The following is a 20,806-nucleotide window of genomic DNA, read 5'->3' on the forward strand; positions in this document are numbered from 1 at the left end:
GGATTACTCCAGCAGCTGGCGCCCTAAATACGGGTTAGCTTGTAACAGCTTCATCAGTTTGCGCGCCGTAGCGGAAGGACGCGTACGTTGCGCCTCCCAGCTTTTAACTGACGAAACGCTAACACCCATCACGCGGGCAAATTCGTCAACCTGCATGCCGGTCATTTCGCGTAAACGCTGCGGCTCGGGAACTGTAGTCTGGTTGATAGAAATTTCTGATACGGATGGCTTAGCGTCACGTGTCAAAACAATCTGCTCAAGGCTGCTGAGCAACTCGACCATGGGATCTTTTAATTCCATAGAGAACTCCTTAAAAACTCACTATGAAGCACGTGAAAGTGAAGAGGTAAGCGCCACCAGGCGCTGAAACCGGACGATCAGGCTGTATCCCGTAGCGGTTTCGCATAGTTATTATCAAACCGATGCGGGACACAGCCTGTTGAGCACTGCAAAAGATGTCAGGGCAATGCAACAATAGTTCGGGTTTCTAAGTATGGGACAGATCCCCGACTTTGCTGCCAGATTCCTGATTATTTTTTATTCTTTCTTATGCCACTTTTGGGTCGATCACCATAAGTAATTGACCCGCCTGCACTTGCTGCCCGGACAGCCGCGTCAGACTATGGATTTTTCCACTGACGGGCGCGACGATCGGGATTTCCATCTTCATTGATTCGAGGATGCCGACCGTGGCACCCGCACGAATTTCACTGCCTTCCTCCACCAGCCATTGCCACACGCTGCCCGCCACCTGACTCTCAACGGGATGACATCCGGCTGGCACCACACTCTCTTCGCCGCTCTGCGCTTGCAGCTGGCTATCGAAGGTAAACTGCCCTTCGGCTCGCCAGCGCGCCAACTCCTCATCAAATGCCTGCTGCCGCTGTTGCTGGAAGGCATCAATCTCCTGCGCTTGCTGCGTCAGCATTGCCTGATAGTCGGCGAGGCGGAATTCGCCCTGTTCCACGCGCAGCGGATAATCGCCCCACGGAAAACGCTCACGAATCTGCAGTAACTCGTCGGCCTCTACCGGATAAAAACGAATTTGATCGAAGAAGCGCAGTAACCAGGGCTGGGTAAACGCGGCTGTTGGGCGATCGCGGTTCCACATCTGCATGGTACGTCCAACAAACTGATAACCGCCCGGCCCTTCCATGCCGTACACGCACATATAAGCGCCGCCGATCCCCACCGAATTCTCCGCCGTCCAAGTGCGCGCCGGATTGTATTTGGTGGTCACCAGGCGATGACGTGGATCGAGTGGCGTCGCCACCGGCGCACCGAGATAGACATCGCCCAATCCCATCACCAGATAAGAGGCGCTAAATACGATCTCTTTTACCGACTCAATGCTATCCAGCCCATTGATGCGGCGAATAAATTCAATGTTGCTTGGGCACCACGGCGCATTCGGTCTGACGGATTGGTCGTAGCGCACAATCGCTTCACGGCAGGCTGCATCATCCCAGCTCAGCGGCAGCCATACGGTGCGCGAAGGCACCGCCGCCTCGGCCAGGCTCCCCAATGCTAAATCAGCGTGCAATATTTGCGCCAATAGATCACTTCTTGCGCACAGCTGCGCGTCATAGTGGATTTGTAGCGAGCGGATGCCAGGCGTCAATTCCAGTTGCCCCGGCAGCGGATGCGCTTCCAGCCGTTGCATTAGCGCATGCACGCGAAAACGCAGCGCGATATCCAGTTGCAAATCTCCATATTCCACCAGCAGAAAACGGTCGCCCGCTGCTCGAATTGAGAGCGAAGGACGTTGATCCGCTGCCGCATGATGGTGCAGCACAGGATCAATCAAGGGCAGCGCCGCGTTCACTGTAATCGGTTGAGATTGCAGTTTGATGATCTCGTCCCGCTGCGCCTGCGCCAGTTGATCGGCGGTGAAAAGATCGATCGGCTGGAACTGCACGCGATCGCCGGCTTTTAGCTGTCCCAGCTTCCACAGATCGGCCTCGATCACCGTTGCCGGGCAGACAAATCCTCCCAGCGATGGGCCATCCGGGCCGAGGATCACCGGCATATCGCCGGTGAAATCCACCGTGCCGAAGGCGTAGGCATTGTCATGGATGTTCGAAGGATGCATGCCCGCTTCGCCACCGTCGCTGCGCGCCCAGGTCGGTTTTGGGCCGATCAGGCGAATGCCGGTGCGGCTGGAGTTGTAGTGCACTTGCCACTCAGCGGCAAAAAATGCCGCGATGTCGTCATCGGTGAAGAAGGTGGGCGCGCCATGCGGGCCGTAAATCACCCGCAGCTGCCAACAACCGTTAAGTTGCGGCAGCAGTTCGTCAGGCAATGTTGCGGCACTCAACACCTGCGGCGCGGCGAGATGCAACACATCACCGGCGCGCAGCGCGCGTCCGGCATGACCACCAAATTTGCCGAGGGTGAAGGTGCTGCGGCTGCCCAGATAGCGCGGCGTGTCGAGGCCACCAGCCAGCAGCAGATAGCTGCGGCTGCCGTCACGCACCTCGCCCAGCGTCAGCGTTTGCCCGGCCTGCGCCGTTAGCCGCTGGTTCATCGGTAACCTTTGTTGATCGAGTTGCGCGGCAATCGGCGCGCCGGTCAGTACAAAACTACATGCCTGATTGAAGCGCAGCGTCGGGCCACGCAAGGTGATCTCCAGCCCGGCGGCTTGGGCATTATTATCTAACAGGCGATTGCCAAGCTGGAACGCGCGGTTATCGAATGGGCCTGAAGGCGGCACGCCAACATGCCAATAGCCGGTGCGTCCCGGCGCATCTTGCACCGTGGTTAAGGTGCCGCCGCTAAGAATATCCAGCGTCGGCGGCTGCCACTGCAGGGTGCCGAGCGTGGCGGTGATGATGCGTCCCTGCTGCACGTCCGGCAACGTGCACAGCTGGCGCAGCCACAGCAAATTGGTTTCGATGCCGTACAGCTCGGTGGCGTGCAGCGCCTGCACCATGCTGCCGAGCGCGCTGGCGCGATCGGCAGCATGCACAATCACTTTCGCCAGCATCGGATCGTAAAACGGCGAAACCTCCATGCCGCTCTCAACGCTGCTGTCGATCCGCAGCGTGGCGCCCTCCATCTCAGCCGGGAATTGCACATGGCTGAGTAATCCAGCGCTGGGCTGGAACTGCTTGGCGGGATCTTCGGCGTAAAGCCGTACCTGAATGGCATGACCTTGCGCGACCGGCTGCAAATCGGCCAGCGGCGGTAATGTTTGCTGCGCCAGTTCCACCATCCAGCGCACCAGATCGACGCCATACACCATTTCGGTGACGCCATGTTCTACCTGCAAACGCGTGTTCACTTCAAGGAACCAGAACTGCTGGCTGGCATCGTCATACACATATTCCACCGTGCCCGCGCTGCGATAGTTCACCGCTCGCGCGAGCCTGACGGCGGTGGCCTGCAACTGCGCGCGCACCGCTGCGCTCAAGCCCGGTGCGGGCGTCTCTTCCAGCACCTTTTGATTACGGCGTTGCGCCGAACAATCACGCTCACCGAGCGCGATCACTTCACCTGCGCCGTCGCCAAAAATCTGCACTTCGATATGGCGCGCACGCGCAATGAACTTCTCTAAAAATACGCCATCGTCGGCGAAGTTGTTGCCTGCCAGGCGCTTCACGCGGGTAAATGCCGCATCGAGCTGTTCGGCATCGTCACAGCGCTGCATGCCAATCCCGCCGCCGCCCGCGGTGCTTTTCAGCATCACCGGATAGCCAATCTGCGCCGCCATCTGCTGCGCCTCGGCCAGCGAAGCCAGTAAGCCGCTGCCCGGCAGCAGCGGCACGTTGTTCTGTTCGGCCAGCGCACGCGCGCTGTGTTTCAGGCCAAAAGCCGCCATCTGCTCGGCGCTCGGCCCAAGAAAATGCACGCCCGCCGCTGCGCAGCGCGTAACAAATTCCGGATTCTCACTGAGAAAACCGTAGCCCGGATGCAGCGCCTGCGCGCCACTCTGCGCAGCTATCGCCAGCAATTTATCCTGATTGAGATAAGTGTCTCGCACCTGACCTTCGCCGAGCGACCAGGCTTCATCCGCCAGACGCACATGGCGCGCATGGCGGTCGGCTTCGGCATACACGGCAATCGCCCGGATATTCATGGCTTGCAGGGTACGAATAATGCGCACGGCAATCGCGCCACGGTTGGCAATTAATACGCGATCAATCATGACTGAATACTCTCGTTGCGGCAGGTCGTCCTGCGTGGCATTGACGGCAGAAAACGGGTCGTCCCGTTGCGTCAGAGAATCACCACACGCTGACTAAAATCGGCGTTGGGTTGTAACCGTTGCAGGGATTGTTGAGCTGCGGGCAGTTGGAGATCAGCACCAGCACGTTGATCTGCGCCACCATCTCGACATATTTGCCCGGCGCAGAAATGCCGTCGGCAAAGGTCAATCCGCCGTCATGCGTCACCGGCACGTTCATGAAAAAATTGATGTTGTGGGTGATATCGCGGCGCGTCAGGCCAAACTGCGGCTTCTCCGCCACCGCCAGCATCCAGCTATCGCGGCACGAATGCATATGGCGCTTCTCCAGGTCATAACGCACCGTGTTGCTCTCGCACGAGCAGGCGCCGCCCAAGGTATCGTGACGGCCGCAGGTATCGGCGGTAATGGTCAACATCGGGCGATCACGGTTGGAGCGCAGCACGCTGCCGGCCGTCAGAAACACGTTGTTCTGCCCGCGCAGCGTGTCGCTCATGCTGTAGCGTTCAGCGGTGTCATCAGCATTGAAAAACAGCGTATCGGCGGCCTGATTGCCTTCCAGATCGGTGATGCGTAGCGTCTGACCGGCTTCGATGCGATGTAGCCAGTAATCGCCGGCATCAATTTTTTGCTGTAAGCGCGCGTGGGCTGGATTGAGCAGACTTTCAGTGATCATCACATTTCTCCTTGCAGTTGATACAGCGCGTTATTACGCAAGCCGCGTTGATTTTCAGCACGTTGCAGACAGATTTCGGGCAGCGGCGCGCGCTGCGCATCCAGTTCGATCTGCACCGGCTGGCGCGGATAATCCTGTGATGCGCTCAGCGGATGTGGGCAAGTGTGCAGCAGCACCAGCGTGTCCATCGCGAAACGTAAACGCACGTTGGCACCCGCCGCGCCCTGACGTTCCAGCTGCAAAGTGCCGTTATCGTCAGCGCGCACCTGCGCAAACAGGTTGAGGCAGGACGCCATATCGCGCTGACCGAGCCCATATTTCGCCAGCTCGACGAGAAAGCTGTCGTAGCCGTTTTGATGGCGCAGGTTGCGCGCCTGCTGATACGTGCTGGCACCAAAGCGCGCGGCGGTTTGTTCGGCATTCAGCGTGCCGCACACGCTTTCGTGCCAGCCGAAGCTGTCGTGTTCGATGCCGCAGAAAATGCGCCCCATATCTGAATAGAGACAATGACCGGCGGTGAGGCGAAAAGTGTGCTGGCACTTCAAGGTGTCGGGCGCGTTATAGCGCTCCAGCAGGTTTTCCGGGTTGTAAAACAGCAGGCCGACGTTGGCGCCACCTTCCACATTGGTGAGGGTCAGCGCGCTACCGCTGCGCATCACCAGTGACCAGTGCGCGCCGCTCGGCAACAAGGTTTGATAAGGCTTCATGGTTTTCTCCTTTAGGCGACCAGCGGTTCGGATGGCTGTGTGCGATCCAGCGGCAGGTCGTACGTGATGGTCGCGCCCCAGGCTTCAGGCGCGTGCGGATCGTGGCGCAGCTTGTCAAACACCAGCAGACGCGAGGCGAGGCTAAATCCCTCTTTCAGATCGTGGGTGATCATAAAAATCGTCAGGTTGTGCTGCTGCCACAATCGGGTAATCAGTTGGTGCATCTCGCCGCGGATGCCGGGATCGAGTGCGCCGAAAGGCTCATCCAGCAGCAAAATGCGCGGCTGCTTCATCAGCGCCTGCGCCAGCGCCAGACGCTGCTGCATGCCGCCCGACAGCTGATGCGGATATTTATTCTGCGCATGTTCCAGGCCGACCTGCGTTAGCATGGCCTGCGCACGCTGGCGAATCGCCTGACGCTTCTTTCCCCACACGCGGCCCAGCCAACGCGCACTGCTGAACTCGTCGCCCAGCATCACGTTGCCCAGCACCGTCAGATGCGGGAACACTGAATAGCGCTGAAACACCACGCCGCGATGCGCATCCGGTTCGTCGGGAATCGGTTCGCCATCCAGTAACAGCTGGCCTTTGCTGGGCGCTTCAGTGCCGAGCAGCATATTCAGGAAGGTGGTTTTGCCGCAGCCGGACGCGCCGACAATCGCCACAAACTCGCCCTCTTCGACCTCGATATTGAGGCGCTCCAGCACCACTTGCTGGCCGTAATGTTTCTCAAGGTTTTTCAGTTGCAGTAACGGCATGGCTCGCCCCTTAGTTCGCGTGATACCACGGCCAGCAGCGACGGCTAATCAGCCGCAGCAACAGGTCGAGCAGGAAGGCCAGCAGCGCGATCCACGCCACGTACGGCAGAATCACATCCATTGCCAGATAACGCCGCATCAGGAAGATGCGATAACCCAAACCTTCTGTGGCGGCGATAGCCTCGGCGGCAATCAAAAACAGCCACGCCGACGCCAGCGACAGCCGCACCGCATCCAACAGGCGCGGCATCAGCTGCGGCAGGATCACGCGCCACAAAATCTGCGCGCTGTGCGCGCCAAGCGTCTGCGCCTTCACCAGCTGCTCGCGCGGGATTTTCTGCACCTGCAGCTGCAAATCGCGGGTAATCAACGGCGTGATGCCAATGACAATCAACACCACTTTCGACACTTCGCCGAGGCCAAAACAGATAAAAAGAATCGGCAGAATCGCCAGCGGCGGTACCAGTGCAAACAACGTCACCAGCGGCGCCAGCACCGCCCGCACCACCGGCAGCGCGCCGGTGAACAGACCCAGCGCCAGCGCCAATAGCGCGCTGATCGCCACGCCACACAGCAAACGCAGCAAACTGGCGGCGGTATCGCTCCACAGCAGATATTCACCGGTGCGCGGGCTGGGCTGAAACGCCATGCGGCTAATGGCATCGCCCATGGCGTTAAAGCCCGGCAACAGCTTGTCTGCCGCATTCAGACTGAGACGCGCATCCGACGCGAACAGATACACCAGCAGCAGCGCCAGCAGCGGCAAGATGCCCAGCAGCAAGCGCCCCAGCGGCAGCGGTTGGTAGTTGATCAACTTACGCATCGGCATCGCCTCGCTTACAGCTGCCCGGCGGCGGCCAGTTTGGTGTACTCATCGGTGAAGCGCAGTTTGATGTTGCCCGCATCGCCCCAATTGCCCGCAGGCGTTGCCACGCCAACCACATCGGCGCTCGGCGCGCCCTCGCCCAGCAAGCCGTGCTTGAACGAGAACTCGGCGACCATCTGCATGGTGGCTTTGAGCTGTGGGCTTTGGACGAAATCGAGGGTGGTTTTGGCATCGCTGAACAGATGCGTGGCGGCCAGCTGCTGATCAAAGCCCGCCAGATCGGTGCCGGAAGCCTGCGCCATTTGTGTGCGTGCCGCTTTGGCGCTGTCGGTTGGGCCGGACATGGTTTTCAGCGTTTCATACCATGCGCCGGTCAGCGCTTTGCCGAGCTGCGGATACTTTTTAAGCGTGGCGCTGTTGACCACCAGCAGATCGAGGATTTCACCCGGAATTTGCGCGGAAGAGAAAATCAGATGACTGTTCGGCTGCTTCTCCGCTTCGGCGAGCAGCGGATTCCAGGTCACGATAGCGTTGACATCGGCGGTGCCAAACGCCGCCACCAAATCGGCATCGGCGGTGTTCACCACTTTGACGTCTTTCTCGCTCATGCCGGATTTTTCCAGCGCTCGCGCCAGCAGGTAATGTGAAACCGAGAGTTCGACCAGATTGATCGGCTTGCCTTTCAGCGCCGAGAGGTTGCCCGCGCCTTTCAGCAGAATGCCGTCGTTACCGTTGGAGTAATCGCCGACGATCAGCGCCGTGCTATCCACGCCGCCGGTAGCGGGAATGGTTAGTGCATCCATATTGGTCATGGTGCAACCCGCAAAGCCACCGGCGGTGTATTGGTTCACCGATTCGATATAGTCGTTAACCTGCACAAACTGGATATCGATGCCGTATTTGTCGGCCCATTTTTTGACGATACCGCTCTGCTGCGCGTAATCCCACGGCATCCAGCCCGCGTAGATCGACCAGCAAATCTTGAAGGAGGGTTTGTCGGCGGCCAGCGCATTGACGCTGAACAGCGTGATGGTGCAAAGCAACAGCAGGCGAAGGCAGGCTTTGATCATGATGGTTCCTCTGACGTTAACGGGCGAAAAAAAAGCAGGAGGCGGCGAGCAACGTTCTCGCTTTCCTCCCGGGCTTTTTTCCCGCCGTGTAACCGTCAGAGGACGGTCGGCCACTCTCGGACCAGCATCTTTCGACCGGAACCCTAGTGACCCATTGCAAATTGTCTGGCGACCTCGGTTGCCCGCTATCGCTCCTGCATCTGCGTTAACACATACAAAATGGATGCCAAGGTTATATCCCGCTGAAAAACATCAAATATTAACGATCCGCGCGTCGCTGCTTTGCTGGCATTGCACAGAAAAGCAGCGTGCGCGCACCAACGTGAAGCAGCCCATCGATGGAAACGTTGACGCCTCTTGCAATTCTGAAGTAGCACTGAAAAAACTTTTACTTTGCGATCATGTGGTTATTACACATTGATGACACACCAAGCTGAACCAATTAAATATTGGTTCACTTCTTGCCTACGCTAAGAAAGCTGCCGCATTCGCCTTTCATCAGGAAAAGGGCTGGAGACGTGGCGTTTACCGATCTTTTTCTGATGCATAAACAGGCGAACCAATCATGAATGACACGCCAGAAACCAGCCGCAACTCCAGCACCGCACTTGAGCAATTGCGCCAGCTGATTCAGCAACAGGAGCACACGCCGGATCGCGCGCTGCCCACCGAACGTGAGTTAGCGGAGCGCTTTGGCGTGGGTCGTCGTGAAATTCGCCGGGCATTAGACGTGCTGGAAGAAGAGGGCCGCATCTGGCGTAAACAGGGCAAAGGCACCTTTGTTGGGCCCTCCGCGCCGGTGCAGCCGCTAGTGTTACAGGATCTGCCGCAGCAATCGAATCTGCTTGAAGTGATGGAAGCGCGTTTGCAGCTGGAGCCAGGGCTGGCAAGTCTTGCCGCCCTGCGCGCCACCAAAGAGCAAATCGCCTTGATGAAACGCCTGCTGGAGCGCATGCACGCCATCACGCCGCCAGAAGATGGCGATCAGCATGAACTGTGGGACAGCGCCTTCCATCGCGCCATCGCCGAAGCGGCGGGCAATCGCCTGATGCTCGGGTTGTTCGATGCCGTCGATGCGGTGCGCCGCGATCCCGGCTGGCAGCATTTGCGGGTGCAGGCGCGTACCCCGGCGCGGCTGGATAACTATGACAACCATCATCAGCGGCTGGTGATGCACATCGCCCAGCGCCAGCCTCATGAAGCGGCAGCGGCGATGCGTGAGCATTTGCTTGCGCTGCAACAGGCGCTGATGGAAACGCTCTATTCCCGCCAGGAGGATATGCCATGACCGCACATCCCGTTTTATCGCTGCGCAATCTGCGCGTGCAGTTTCGCGGCTCGCCCGTCACGGTGCTGGATGATATTTCGCTGGTGCTTCAGGCCGGAGAAACGCTGGCGCTGGTCGGTGAATCGGGCTGCGGCAAAAGCATCACCTCACTGACGTTGATGGGTCTGCAGCCTGAGAGCGCGCACATCTTGCAGGGCGATATGCTATTTGATGGCCGCGATCTGCGCCAGCTCAGCAGCAGCGAATACGCCAGCCTGCGCGGCAACCAGCTGGCGATGATTTTTCAGGAGCCGATGACCTCACTTAATCCGGCCTTCACGCTTGGCGATCAGCTGAGTGAAGCGGTGATGCGCCATCGCAAAGTGAATAAGCGCCAGGCAATGGACGCGGCGCTGGCGATTCTGCAAAAAGTGCAAATCCCGGCACCAGAACTGCGGCTCAAAGCCTATCCGCATCAGCTTTCCGGCGGCATGCGCCAGCGCGTGATGATTGCCATGGCGCTGATCAACCAACCAAAACTGCTGATTGCCGATGAGCCGACTACCGCGCTCGACGTCACCATTCAGGCGCAAATTCTGGCGCTGCTGAACACCCTAAAACAGGAAACCGGCACCGCAGTATTGATGATCACCCACGACCTCGGCGTGGTGGCGGAAGTGGCGCAGCGCGTGGCGGTGATGTATGCCGGTCAGGTGGTTGAGAGCGGCAGCGTGGAGCGTATTTTCAACGATCCGCAGCATCCTTACACCATTGGCCTGATGGGCTCAATTCCCAGCCTGAGCGCACGCGAAGGTGCGCTGGCCACCATTCCCGGTCAGGTGCCGTTGCCGGAAAACATGCCGGCCGGCTGCCGTTTTGCCACGCGTTGCCCCTTCGCCGAAACACGCTGCCACCAGCATCGCCCGGCGTTACGCGCGCTGGCGAACGATCATCAGGTGGCCTGTTTCCGCGCCCCGTTAGAGCAATACGTCACGCTGGGAGAAAGTGCATGAAGCCGATTTTAGAGTGCCGCGATTTAAGCAAAACCTTCTCCGCGGGCAACCGGCTATTTTCACGCAATCGCGGCGTGACGGCGGTCGATCGCGTTTCGCTGCAGATGATGCCGGGCGAAACGCTGGCGATTGTCGGCGAATCCGGTTCCGGTAAATCGACGCTGGGCCGTTTGCTGCTGCGGTTATTGGCCGCCAGCGCTGGCGACGTGTTCTATCAGGGCGAAAGCATTACTGATGCCAGCGGCGCGCGGCTCAATCAGCTGCGCCGTGAATTGCAGATTATCTTCCAGGACCCGTTTGCCTCGCTCAATCCGCGCATGACGGTGCAGCAGATTGTTGGCGAACCCTTGTGGCTGCACGAAAAGATGAGCCGCGATCAGCGCCATTCGCGCGTCGCCGAACTGCTACGCACCGTTGGCCTGCCTGCGGCCTGGGCCGAGCGTTACCCGCACGAGTTTTCAGGTGGTCAGCGCCAGCGCATCGGTATTGCCCGCGCCCTGGCATCCCAACCGAAATTATTGCTCGGCGATGAGCCGGTTTCAGCGCTGGATGTGTCGGTGCAGGCGCAGGTGGTGAATCTGCTGGAGAGCCTGAAACAGCAGTTTGGTCTGACGATGGTGATCGTGGCGCACGGTTTAGCGGTAATCCGTCATATGAGCGATCGCGTGGCGGTGATGTATCTCGGTCAGATTGTCGAACTGGCCAGCGTCGATGAGATTTTTGATGCGCCGCTCCATCCTTATACGCAGGCGCTGATTGCCTCTGCGCCGCAAATGCAGCCGGGTGGCAACCGCACCATTCCGATGTTGCAAGGCGACCTGCCCAATCCTGCCAATCCACCGAGCGGCTGCCGTTTTCATACCCGTTGTCCCTATGCAACGGCGGAATGTCGCCAGTTTGAACCGATTAATCAGGTGCTGAGCGGCGGCCGTCAAATTGCCTGTCACCGCTGGCAGGAGATTAATCGCGATCGCAGCGTCATCACTCTTGCGCCACCTTCCGCCGCTTTTTTACGTCGCCGCGCCCTGTTTGAGCAGGCGGTGAATCAGCAAGCCTAACCTCTGGAGAGACACCGTGAAGCAAGCTCGTCATACGTTATTAACCGCCCTCAGCGGTCTGTTACTGCTCGGCGCTAGCGCCCACAGCCAGGCTGACAGCGTGATTCGCATCGGCCTGGGCGCCGATCCTGACATGCTCGATCCGCATCTGGCGCGCACCTATTACGGCCGTTTTGTGTTTGCGGCGATGTGCGATCGTTTGGTCGATGTCGATCAAAACCTCAAAGTGGTGCCGGGTCTGGCCACCGATTGGGCGTGGAGCGATGACGGTAAAACGCTGACCATGAATCTGCGCAGCGGCGTGACCTTCCACGATGGCGAAAAGTTTGATGCGCAGGCGGTGAAATTCAATATCGAACGTGCGCAGACGCTGCCGGGTTCGCTGCGCAAAAGTGAAATCTCCTCGATTGAAAGTGTGGAAGTAAGCGGCCCGATGCAGGTGAAATTCCACCTGAAAAACCCAGATGCGGCGCTGCTGAGCCAGCTGACCGACCGCGCCAGCGCCATGCTGGCACCGGAAGCGGCGAAAAAGCCCGATTTCGCCGCCCATCCGGTTTGCTCCGGCCCGTATCAGTTCGACAGCCGCGTTCAGCAGGATCGCATCGTGCTGAAGCGCTATGACAATTACTGGAATAAAGGCGCTTATCACTTCGATAAGGTGATTTTCCTGCCGATCCCGGATGCTTCCGTACGCCTCGCGAACCTGCGTGCTGGCGACTTGGATCTCACCGAAGGCGTGGCCGCCAGCGATGTGAAAACCGTTGAAGCCGATAGCAAACTGGCGCTGGCAAAAGTCACGGGTCTTGGTTATCAGGGCATCACCTTCAATATCAACAACGGCAAAGTCGATGCCAACAGTCCGCTGAAAGATGCGCGCGTGCGTGAAGCGTTCTCACTGGCGATTGACCGTGATGCGCTAAATCAGGTGGCGTTTGAAGGCTTGTATACGCCAGCCAATCAGGCGTTTTCACCGGTCAGCGCTTATCACGTCAACACACCGATTGCCGTGCGCGATGTGGAAAAAGCCAAAGCCTTGCTCAAGGCCGCAGGCGTCACCACGCCGCTCAATCTAACGCTGCTGGTCAGCAATAACCCGACCGCGCAGCAAGTGGGCCAGGTCATTCAGGCGATGGTCGGCGAAGCCGGTTTTAACCTCAATCTGCAAATGAGTGAGTTCGCTACGCTGCTGGATCGTCAGCAACGCGGGGATTATCAGCTCAGCCTGTCGGGTTGGTCTGGTCGTCCCGATCCGGACGGCAGCATCTATTCGTTTATTAACAGCAAAGGCACGCTTAACGACGGACGCTACAGCAATGCGCATGTCGATGAGTGGCTGAACGCCGCGCGTCTCACCAACGACCAGGCACAGCGTCAGGCGCTGTACACCCAGGTAGTGAACCAACTGCAAAGCGATATGCCGATTGCTTACCTCTACTTTGAGCCACGCATTTTTGGCATGTCGAAGAAATTGCAGGGCTTCAAAGCCTGGCCGGACGGATTGGTGCGTTTGGCTGGCGTAAGTCTGGCGCAGTAAACCGCTAAGGAGCGAGGATGCTGGAACTGATTGTAAAACGGCTATTGTTGGCGATTCCGACGCTGCTGCTGGTGAGCATTATGGTGTTCGCGCTGCAAAAGTTGCTGCCGGGCGATCCGGTGCTGGCGATGGCGGGCGAAGAGCGCGATCCGGCGGTTATCGCCCAGCTGCGGGCGGAATATCATCTGGATGATCCGATCCCCACGCAATATTTCGCCTGGATTGGTAATGCGCTAACCGGCGATTTAGGCATGTCGCTGCGCACCAAAGAGCCGGTGACGGCGCTGATCGCCAGCAAATTGCCGGTGACGCTGGAGTTGTCATTTCTGGCGATGATTATCGCGCTGGTGATTGGCATCAGCATGGGCATCATCGCCGCAGTGCGCAAAGACAGTTGGGTCGATCACACCACCAACTTTGTCGCGCTTTCCGGGATTTCAGTGCCTCACTTCTGGCTCGGTATTCTGCTGATTTTGCTGTTCTCCGTGCATCTGCAATGGCTACCGGCATCGGGCTTTGTACCGATTAGCGAAGATGTGGCGCAGAACCTGAAAACGCTGCTGCTGCCAGCGCTGGTGCTCGGCACCGGACTGGCCGCCACCTTAATGCGTCACACCCGCGCTTCAATGATCGCCGTGCTGAAAGCGGATTACATTCGCACCGCTCGCGCCAAAGGGCTGCTGGCAAAGAAAGTGGTGCTGAAACATGCGTTGCGTAATGCGCTGATGCCGATCGTTACTCTCACCACGCTGCTGTTTGGCGAGTTACTGGGTGGCGCGGTGCTAACCGAGCAGGTCTTCACGCTGCCCGGCTTTGGCAAGATGATTGTCGATGCGGTATTCAACCGTGATTACGCCGTGGTGCAAGGCGTGGTGCTGGTGGTGGCGATTGGCTTCCTGCTGCTCAATCTGCTGGCCGATGTGCTCTATATGATCATTAACCCGAAAATGCGAGGCTGACCATGAGCGAGGTATTAACCTCTGGCGTACTGCCTGCAGTGGCAAAGCCCAATCGTCGGGTACTTAAAAAGTTCCTGCGTAACAAAAGTGCGCTGATTGGTGCGGTGATTGTGCTGCTGTTTGTCGCCGTGGCGCTGCTGGCACCGTGGCTGGCTCCGTTTGATCCCATCAAAGCCAATTTCCTTGCGGTGCGTAAAGCGCCAACGCTGCTGCACTGGTTCGGCACCGATGAGCTGGGGCGCGATATTTTGTCGCGCCTGGTGTGGGGCGCACGCACCTCGCTGCTGGCGGGCTGCATTTCGGTGCTGATCGCCATTCTGATTGGTGTGCCGCTGGGGCTCATTGCCGGTTACTGGCAAGGCTGGTGCGACGGCATTATTTCGCGTTTTATCGAAGCGCTGCTGGCGTGCCCGTTTCTGATTCTGGCGATCGCGCTGGGCGCATTTCTCGGCCCGAGCTTGTCGAATGCAATGATTGCCATCGGTTTATCTGCGATGCCGATTTTCGCCCGCTTGACGCGCGGACAGGTGATTGCCATTCGGCACGAAGAGTACATCGACGGCGCGCGGGCGATTGGTTTGCCCGATCGCTGGATCATCCTGCGTTATGTGCTGCCCAATGTGCTGTCGCCAATTCTGGTACAGGCCACGCTGGCGATTGCTTCGGCGATCATCACCGAAGCCAGTCTCTCTTTCCTTGGCCTCGGCCAGCAACCGCCCTCGCCTTCATGGGGTGCGATGCTGAACACCGCCAAAGGTTTTCTCGAACAGGCGCCGTGGATGTCGATTTTCCCCGGCCTGGCTATTTTTCTCACCGTGCAGGGCTTCAACCTGCTGGGCGACGGTTTGCGCGACGCGCTCGACCCACGCGATGACTCACACTAAGGAACGATCATGAGTGAACTGGATTTTAACGTCAGCTATGCCTCACACCGCGTACCGATGATGGGACGCAACGCGGTTGCCACTTCGCAGCCGCTGGCGGCGCAGGCGGGGATGCGCATGTTGCAACAGGGCGGCAATGCGGTAGATGCGGCGATTGCCAGTGCGATGGCGTTAACCGTGCTGGAGCCCAGCGGCAACGGCCTTGGCAGTGACGCCTTCGCGATTATCTGGGATGGCAAAAAACTGCACGGTTTGAATGCCTCGGGCCGCTCGCCTGCGGCGTGGAGCCCGAAACGTTTTGCCGGACGCGATGCCATGCCGGAAATCGGCTGGGAAGCAGTCACCGTGCCGGGTGCGGTTTCGGCGTGGGTTGAGCTGGCCGAACGCTTTGGCACGCTGCCGCTTACCACGCTGGCGCAACCGGCCATTGAATACGCGCGTGACGGTTTCCCGGTTTCACCGCTGATTGGTCATCTGTGGCAACGCGCCTACAACAAGCTGAAAGATCAGCCTGGTTTTATCGAGTGCTTTGCACCTGAGGGTCGCCCGCCGCGTGCTGGTGAACTTTTCCGCAATCCGGCGCAAGCCAAAACGCTGCAAAAAATCGCCGAGACGCGCGGCGAAGCCTTCTATCGTGGCGAGCTGGCCGAAAAGATAGTGGCGTTTGCTGAGCAGCATGGCGCGGCGCTGAGCCTTGATGATCTGAAAAATCATCGCGCTGATTGGGTGGAATTGTTATCGCGTCCGTTTGCGGGTGGATCGGTGCAGGAACTGCCGCCAAACGGTCAGGGCATCGCCACCTTGATTGCGCTGGGCATTCTCGAACAGTGGGATATTGGCCGCTATGAACCGGATTCGGTGCCGTGGCTGCATCTGTCGATTGAAGCGATGAAGCTGGCGCTGGCCGATCTGGATCGCTACGTCAGCGATTACGATCACCTCGAGTTCCCGGCGGAATTGCTGCTAAGCGATGAATATTTGAAACAGCGCGCGCAGCTGATTAATCCCGATCGGGCCGGGGATTTTACCTTTGGCTCCCCGCAGCAGAGCGGCACGGTGTATCTCTCCACCGCCGATGCCAGCGGCATGATGGTTTCCTTTATACAGTCAAACTATATGGGCTTTGGCTCTGGTGTTGTGGTGCCGGGCACCGGCATCAGCCTGCAAAACCGTGGCTGCGGTTTCTCACTCGATCCGCAGCATCCCAATGTGGTGGCTGGCGGCAAGCGTCCGTTCCACACCATCATTCCGGCGTTTGCCCTCGACGGTGACGGCCAGCCGCTGATGTCGTTTGGCGTGATGGGCGGCCCGATGCAGGCACAAGGTCATGTGCAGATGGCGCTGCGCATCATGCAGCACAAGCAAAACCCGCAGGCAGCGATTGATGCCCCGCGCTGGCGCGTTGAGCAAGGACGTGCGGTGGTGGTTGAGCCGGGCATCGACCGTAACGTACTGGCAAAGCTGCGCGAGATGGGACATCAAATTACGCTGGAAGATCCGCTGCTTGGCTATAACTTCGGCGGTGCGCAGGCGATTGTGCGCGATCCGCAAGGCTTCTACATCGCCGCCACCGAAAGCCGCAAAGATGGGCAGGCACTGGTGTTCTGATTTAACGTGTTAAAACGGTCACCATGAATGGTGACCCTACGAATTCCGCCATTTCCTTGTCGGGTGCGCATTTATGCGCACCAGGCAAACGCCGCCCGTTGTACCCGCCAGGCCATTGCACTATCCTTTAGGACCATTCCCACCGAATCGAATTTGCCATAACAGGAGTTAATCATGGCGTCAGGAATTTCCCGCATCTGGATGCGCACCGGCATGCTGATGGTCAGTGCCTTGGTCGTGCTGCAACTTACGGCCTGTGGCGACAAAGAGGGCGATCAGCGTAAAGCGTTCAGTGACTTCCTTCAGAACACAGTGATGCGCAGCGGCGAACATCTGCCAAGCCTGAGTGAAAACCAGAAGCAGACCTTCGGTAACTACGCCAGCGATTACGCCATCCTGTATGGTTTCTCGCAGCAGACCAATCAGGCGATCGAGCAAGGTATGCGTCCGGTGGTTGATGAATTAGCAGCGATTCGTGTACCGCAGGATTACCTGACGCGCCGCGATAGCCTGCGCCAGGCCAGCGGTAATCTGAGCGTGCTGACCCAGCAGATTCAGAGCGCCAAAATGCAGGCGGACAGCAGCAAAGCCACGTTGAAGCAGCCGGATGATCTGAAGAAAGTCTACGACGCCGCGTTTACCAAAGTGGTAACGCAGCCAGCCAGCACGCTGATTCCGCTGCTGCCACAGCTGCAGGCGCTGAGCCAGGCGGCGGTGCAAACCGGCGACTATCTGCAATCGCAAGGCACACGCGTAACCTTTAACGACGGCGGCGTGCAATTCCCAACGCAGGATCAGGCAACGCAGTACAACACGCTGATGAGCAATCTCTCCAGCAATGCGCAGGCGCTGACGCAAGCGCAAAATGCGGTGCAAGGCGGGTTATAACAGCCGAACTATTTTAGTGGTCGCCATCAATGGCGACCCTACAAGCCATTCGTTTCTTTTCAGAATTTCGTCACTTCCTTACAGCCCACTTTTCTGCTGCAGCGTATTGTGATCTGGCGCATTTTCGACCAAAAATAGTTTGTGACATTGATCACATTTACACAACAAAGCACCCAGCTTAAAAGGTGACTTAAGTCACATTCATCACCTTGTTTTGCTTAATTTTTCGGCATCGTTGCTTTCTTACAGCGTCTTTTTGTGATCGATATCACCTTATTGCCCCCCAACCACCCCAACTTAGCGTGATCTGCATCACACTTAGGCACTGCTCTACGCAGCGTAATAAACTAGTGCTAGAGTCCGCGTGCATACAGTAATGCCACGGCCCCCGCCGTAACGTTCAAACAAAAACAAACGCGCTCTCTTATTGCAGCGCGTCTCAATAAGGGGTGGGTTTATGTCCTCATCAGTAAAGGTCAAGGTTCAGAGCTTTGGTCGCTTTCTGAGTAATATGGTGATGCCTAACATCGGTGCGTTTATCGCATGGGGTATCATCACTGCGCTGTTCATCCCAACCGGATGGATTCCAAACGAAACGCTGGCGAAACTCGTCGGCCCAATGATCACCTACCTGCTGCCGCTGCTGATTGGTTTCACCGGTGGACGTCTGGTTGGCGGCGATCGCGGTGGCGTGGTCGGTGCCATCACCACCATGGGCGTGATCGTCGGTGCCGATATGCCGATGTTCCTCGGCTCGATGATTGCCGGTCCGCTGGGCGGCTGGGCGATCAAATCCTTTGACCGCGCCGTTGATGGCAAGATCAAAAGCGGCTTCGAGATGCTGGTTAACAACTTCTCGGCCGGTATCATCGGTATGCTGCTGGCGCTGTTAGCGTTCCTGGCAATCGGTCCACTGGTTGAAGGCCTGTCACACATTCTCGCCGCGGGCGTGAATCTGATGGTGCAGAACAACCTGCTGCCGCTGACGTCGATCTTTGTTGAACCGGCGAAAATCCTGTTCCTCAATAACGCCATCAACCACGGTATCTTCTCTCCGCTGGGTATCCAGCAGGCGAGCGAGGCCGGCAAATCAATCTTCTTCCTGATTGAAGCCAACCCAGGTCCGGGTATGGGCGTGCTGGTTGCCTACATGATGTTTGGTCGCGGTAGCGCTAAACAATCTGCAGGCGGTGCAGCGATCATCCACTTCCTCGGTGGTATCCACGAAATTTACTTCCCATACGTGCTGATGGCGCCGCGTCTGTTGCTGGCGGTAATCCTCGGCGGTATGACCGGCGTGTTCACCCTGACGCTGTTGAACGGCGGCCTGGTTTCTCCGGCTTCTCCAGGTTCCATCCTGGCCGTGCTGGCGATGACGCCAAAAGGCGCTTACTTCGCGAACATCGCGGCCATCATCGCTGCATTTGCCGTCTCCTTCGTGGTCTCTTCAATACTGCTGAAAACCAGCAAAGTGAAAGAAGATGACGATATCGAAGCAGCGACACAGCGTATGCAGGATATGAAAGCGCAGTCGAAAGGTCAGGCCGTTGCCGGTTCACCGGTTGCTGGCGACGCGATGAGCGTTGACCTGAACCACGTACGCAAAATCATCGTAGCCTGTGACGCCGGAATGGGTTCAAGTGCGATGGGTGCGGGCGTACTGCGTAAGAAAGTGCAGGACGCGGGTCTGAGCAATATCTCCGTCACCAACACGGCGATTAACTCGCTGCCAGGCGACGTCGATCTGGTGATTACCCACCGCGATCTGACCGAACGTGCGATGCGTCAGGCACCGCAGGCGCAGCATATTTCGCTGAACAACTTCCTCGATAGCGCGCTGTACAGCAATCTGACTGAACGTCTGGTTGCCGCTAACCGCAGTGAAGCGCGTCGCGAAACCGTGCAGACCACGCTGGCTGACAGCTACGACGAAGGCAATGCGCACCTGTTCAAACTGGGTGCAGACAACGTGTTCCTCGGCCTGAGCGCCACCCATAAAGAGCAGGCGATTCGCTTTGCGGGTGAGCAGTTGGTGAAAGGCGGCTACGTGCAGCCGGAATATGTGGAAGCGATGCTGGAACGTGAAAAGCTGACGCCAACTTACCTCGGTGAATCCATTGCAGTGCCACACGGTACCGTAGAAGCGAAAGACCGCGTGCTGAAAACCGGCGTGGTGTTCTGTCAGTATCCGGCAGGCGTGCAGTTTGGTGATGAGCCAGAAGACGTGGCGCGTTTGGTGATTGGTATCGCCGCTCGCAATAACGAGCACATTCAGGTGATTACCAGCCTGACCAACGCGCTGGATGATGACAGCGTGATTGAGAAGCTGGCGAATACCACCAGCGTGCAGGACGTGCTGGACCTGCTCTCAGGCAATACCGTTAAAGCGTAATACCACGTTTTACCTTCCCTGGGGCGGGTAAGCCCGTCCCACATTTCCGGGGCGGACTTGCCCGCCCTTTCGTCATTTGATATGGGTCAAATTTATGAAAGCGTTACATTTTGGAGCAGGTAACATTGGTCGCGGTTTTATCGGTAAGTTACTGGCGGATGCCGGCATCGAGCTGGTGTTTGCTGACGTCAATCAGGTGGTACTTGATGCCCTTAACGCCCGTCATGAGTATCCGGTTCATGTGGTTGGCGAGCAGGCAAAAGTCGAAATCGTAACAGGCGTCAGCGCCGTCAACAGCACCAGCGATGACATCGTTGCGCTGATTGCGGAGGTTGATATCGTGACCACGGCGGTTGGCCCGCAGATTCTGGAGCGCATCGCCGGTGGCGTCGCGAAAGGTCTGGCTAAACGCAGCGACAGCGGTAACGTCCGTCCACTCAACATCATCGCCTGTGAAAACATGGTGCGCGGTACCAGCCAGCTGAAACAGCACGTGCTGAAAGCGCTGCCAGAGCAGTATCACGCGTGGGTTGAAGCGCATGTTGGCTTCGTTGATTCTGCGGTCGATCGCATCGTGCCGCCATCCGAAGCCGGCACCACCGATCCGCTGGAAGTCACCGTGGAAACCTTCAGCGAGTGGATTGTTGATAAAACCCAGTTCAAAGGTGAATTGCCAAACATTGCTGGCATGGAATTGACCGACAATCTGATGGCGTTCGTTGAGCGCAAGCTGTTCACCCTCAATACCGGTCACGCCATCACCGCGTATCTCGGTCAGTTGGCCGGTCACGCTACCATTCGTGACGCGATTCTTGATGAGAAAGTGCGTGCGGTAGTGCAAAGCGCGATGCAGGAAAGCGGTGCCGTGCTGATCAAGCGTTATGGCTTTGAGGCCGATAAGCATGCTGCCTACATCCAGAAAATCCTCACCCGCTTCGAAAATCCGTACCTGAAAGATGACGTTGAGCGCGTAGGTCGTC

General features: G+C 58.0%; 17 protein-coding genes and 1 riboswitch. Of the genes, 10 read left to right on the forward strand and 7 right to left on the reverse strand.

Annotated elements, in window-relative coordinates; translation table 11 throughout:
- Window positions 1-3 precede the first annotated feature (3 nt).
- The 7 genes from RTM06_RS02610 to RTM06_RS02640 form a co-directional block, all read right to left on the reverse strand.
- On the reverse strand, window positions 4-300 hold the full coding sequence (locus tag RTM06_RS02610; protein WP_008104629.1) for an HTH-type transcriptional regulator: 297 nt from the start codon (window positions 298-300) through the stop codon (window positions 4-6).
- 247 nt (window positions 301-547) lie between these two features.
- Window positions 548-4,147 (reverse strand): urea carboxylase, encoded by a 3,600-nt coding sequence (gene uca, locus RTM06_RS02615; protein ID WP_312179753.1) that lies wholly within the window; start codon window positions 4,145-4,147, stop codon window positions 548-550.
- 79 nt (window positions 4,148-4,226) lie between these two features.
- Entirely contained in the window at window positions 4,227-4,862 is a 636-nt protein-coding gene (locus tag RTM06_RS02620; protein WP_312179755.1) for an urea amidolyase associated protein UAAP2, read from the reverse strand.
- A complete protein-coding gene (locus tag RTM06_RS02625) occupies window positions 4,862-5,569 on the reverse strand; it encodes an urea amidolyase associated protein UAAP1 (RefSeq protein ID WP_312179757.1) in 708 nt (235 codons plus the stop codon). Before RTM06_RS02625 ends, RTM06_RS02620 begins: the two co-directional genes overlap by 1 nt.
- 11 nt (window positions 5,570-5,580) lie before the next feature.
- On the reverse strand, window positions 5,581-6,327 hold the full coding sequence (locus RTM06_RS02630; protein ID WP_312179759.1) for an ABC transporter ATP-binding protein: 747 nt from the start codon (window positions 6,325-6,327) through the stop codon (window positions 5,581-5,583).
- Window positions 6,328-6,337: 10 nt separating this feature from the next.
- A complete protein-coding gene (locus RTM06_RS02635) occupies window positions 6,338-7,150 on the reverse strand; it encodes an ABC transporter permease (protein ID WP_312179761.1) in 813 nt (270 codons plus the stop codon).
- A gap of 14 nt (window positions 7,151-7,164) precedes the next feature.
- Window positions 7,165-8,223: a putative urea ABC transporter substrate-binding protein gene (locus tag RTM06_RS02640; protein WP_265301575.1), complete on the reverse strand. Its 1,059-nt coding sequence runs from the start codon at window positions 8,221-8,223 to the stop codon at window positions 7,165-7,167.
- Between the two features lie 63 nt (window positions 8,224-8,286).
- Window positions 8,287-8,381, reverse strand: a riboswitch (guanidine-I (ykkC/yxkD leader).
- Window positions 8,382-8,788: 407 nt separating this feature from the next.
- Between RTM06_RS02640 and RTM06_RS02645 the strand changes: the two genes are divergently transcribed.
- The 10 genes from RTM06_RS02645 to RTM06_RS02690 form a co-directional block, all read left to right on the forward strand.
- The gene (locus tag RTM06_RS02645; protein ID WP_256697982.1) at window positions 8,789-9,511 is read left to right on the forward strand and encodes a FadR/GntR family transcriptional regulator; all 723 of its coding nucleotides are present in this window, start codon (window positions 8,789-8,791) and stop codon (window positions 9,509-9,511) included.
- Window positions 9,508-10,503, forward strand: coding sequence for an ABC transporter ATP-binding protein (locus RTM06_RS02650; protein WP_312179765.1), 996 nt, complete (start codon window positions 9,508-9,510; stop codon window positions 10,501-10,503). The genes RTM06_RS02645 and RTM06_RS02650 overlap by 4 nt, the downstream gene beginning before the upstream one ends.
- Window positions 10,500-11,561, forward strand: a complete 1,062-nt coding sequence (locus RTM06_RS02655) for an oligopeptide/dipeptide ABC transporter ATP-binding protein (protein ID WP_312179767.1) — start codon at window positions 10,500-10,502, stop codon at window positions 11,559-11,561. Before RTM06_RS02650 ends, RTM06_RS02655 begins: the two co-directional genes overlap by 4 nt.
- Window positions 11,562-11,577: 16 nt before the next feature.
- Window positions 11,578-13,095 (forward strand): ABC transporter substrate-binding protein, encoded by a 1,518-nt coding sequence (locus RTM06_RS02660; protein ID WP_312179769.1) that lies wholly within the window; start codon window positions 11,578-11,580, stop codon window positions 13,093-13,095.
- A gap of 17 nt (window positions 13,096-13,112) precedes the next feature.
- Entirely contained in the window at window positions 13,113-14,054 is a 942-nt protein-coding gene (locus tag RTM06_RS02665; protein ID WP_312179771.1) for an ABC transporter permease, read from the forward strand.
- A 2-nt stretch (window positions 14,055-14,056) separates the two neighbouring features.
- Window positions 14,057-14,938, forward strand: a complete 882-nt coding sequence (locus RTM06_RS02670) for an ABC transporter permease (protein ID WP_312179773.1) — start codon at window positions 14,057-14,059, stop codon at window positions 14,936-14,938.
- 9 nt (window positions 14,939-14,947) lie between these two features.
- Window positions 14,948-16,546, forward strand: coding sequence for a gamma-glutamyltransferase family protein (locus tag RTM06_RS02675; protein ID WP_312179774.1), 1,599 nt, complete (start codon window positions 14,948-14,950; stop codon window positions 16,544-16,546).
- 174 nt (window positions 16,547-16,720) lie between these two features.
- Window positions 16,721-17,434 carry a DUF3053 domain-containing protein gene (locus tag RTM06_RS02680; RefSeq protein WP_008104654.1) on the forward strand — a complete coding sequence of 238 codons (714 nt, stop codon included), beginning with the start codon at window positions 16,721-16,723 and terminating at the stop codon, window positions 17,432-17,434.
- A gap of 457 nt (window positions 17,435-17,891) precedes the next feature.
- Complete coding sequence (locus tag RTM06_RS02685) at window positions 17,892-19,826, forward strand: PTS mannitol transporter subunit IICBA (protein ID WP_008104656.1); 1,935 nt, start codon at window positions 17,892-17,894, stop codon at window positions 19,824-19,826.
- Between the two features lie 94 nt (window positions 19,827-19,920).
- On the forward strand, window positions 19,921-20,806 hold an 886-nt coding region (locus RTM06_RS02690), incomplete at its 3' end, for a mannitol-1-phosphate 5-dehydrogenase (protein WP_312179776.1).

Source organism: Pantoea sp. CTOTU46764 (genome assembly GCF_031974595.1).
GTDB lineage: Bacteria > Pseudomonadota > Gammaproteobacteria > Enterobacterales > Enterobacteriaceae > Pantoea > Pantoea trifolii.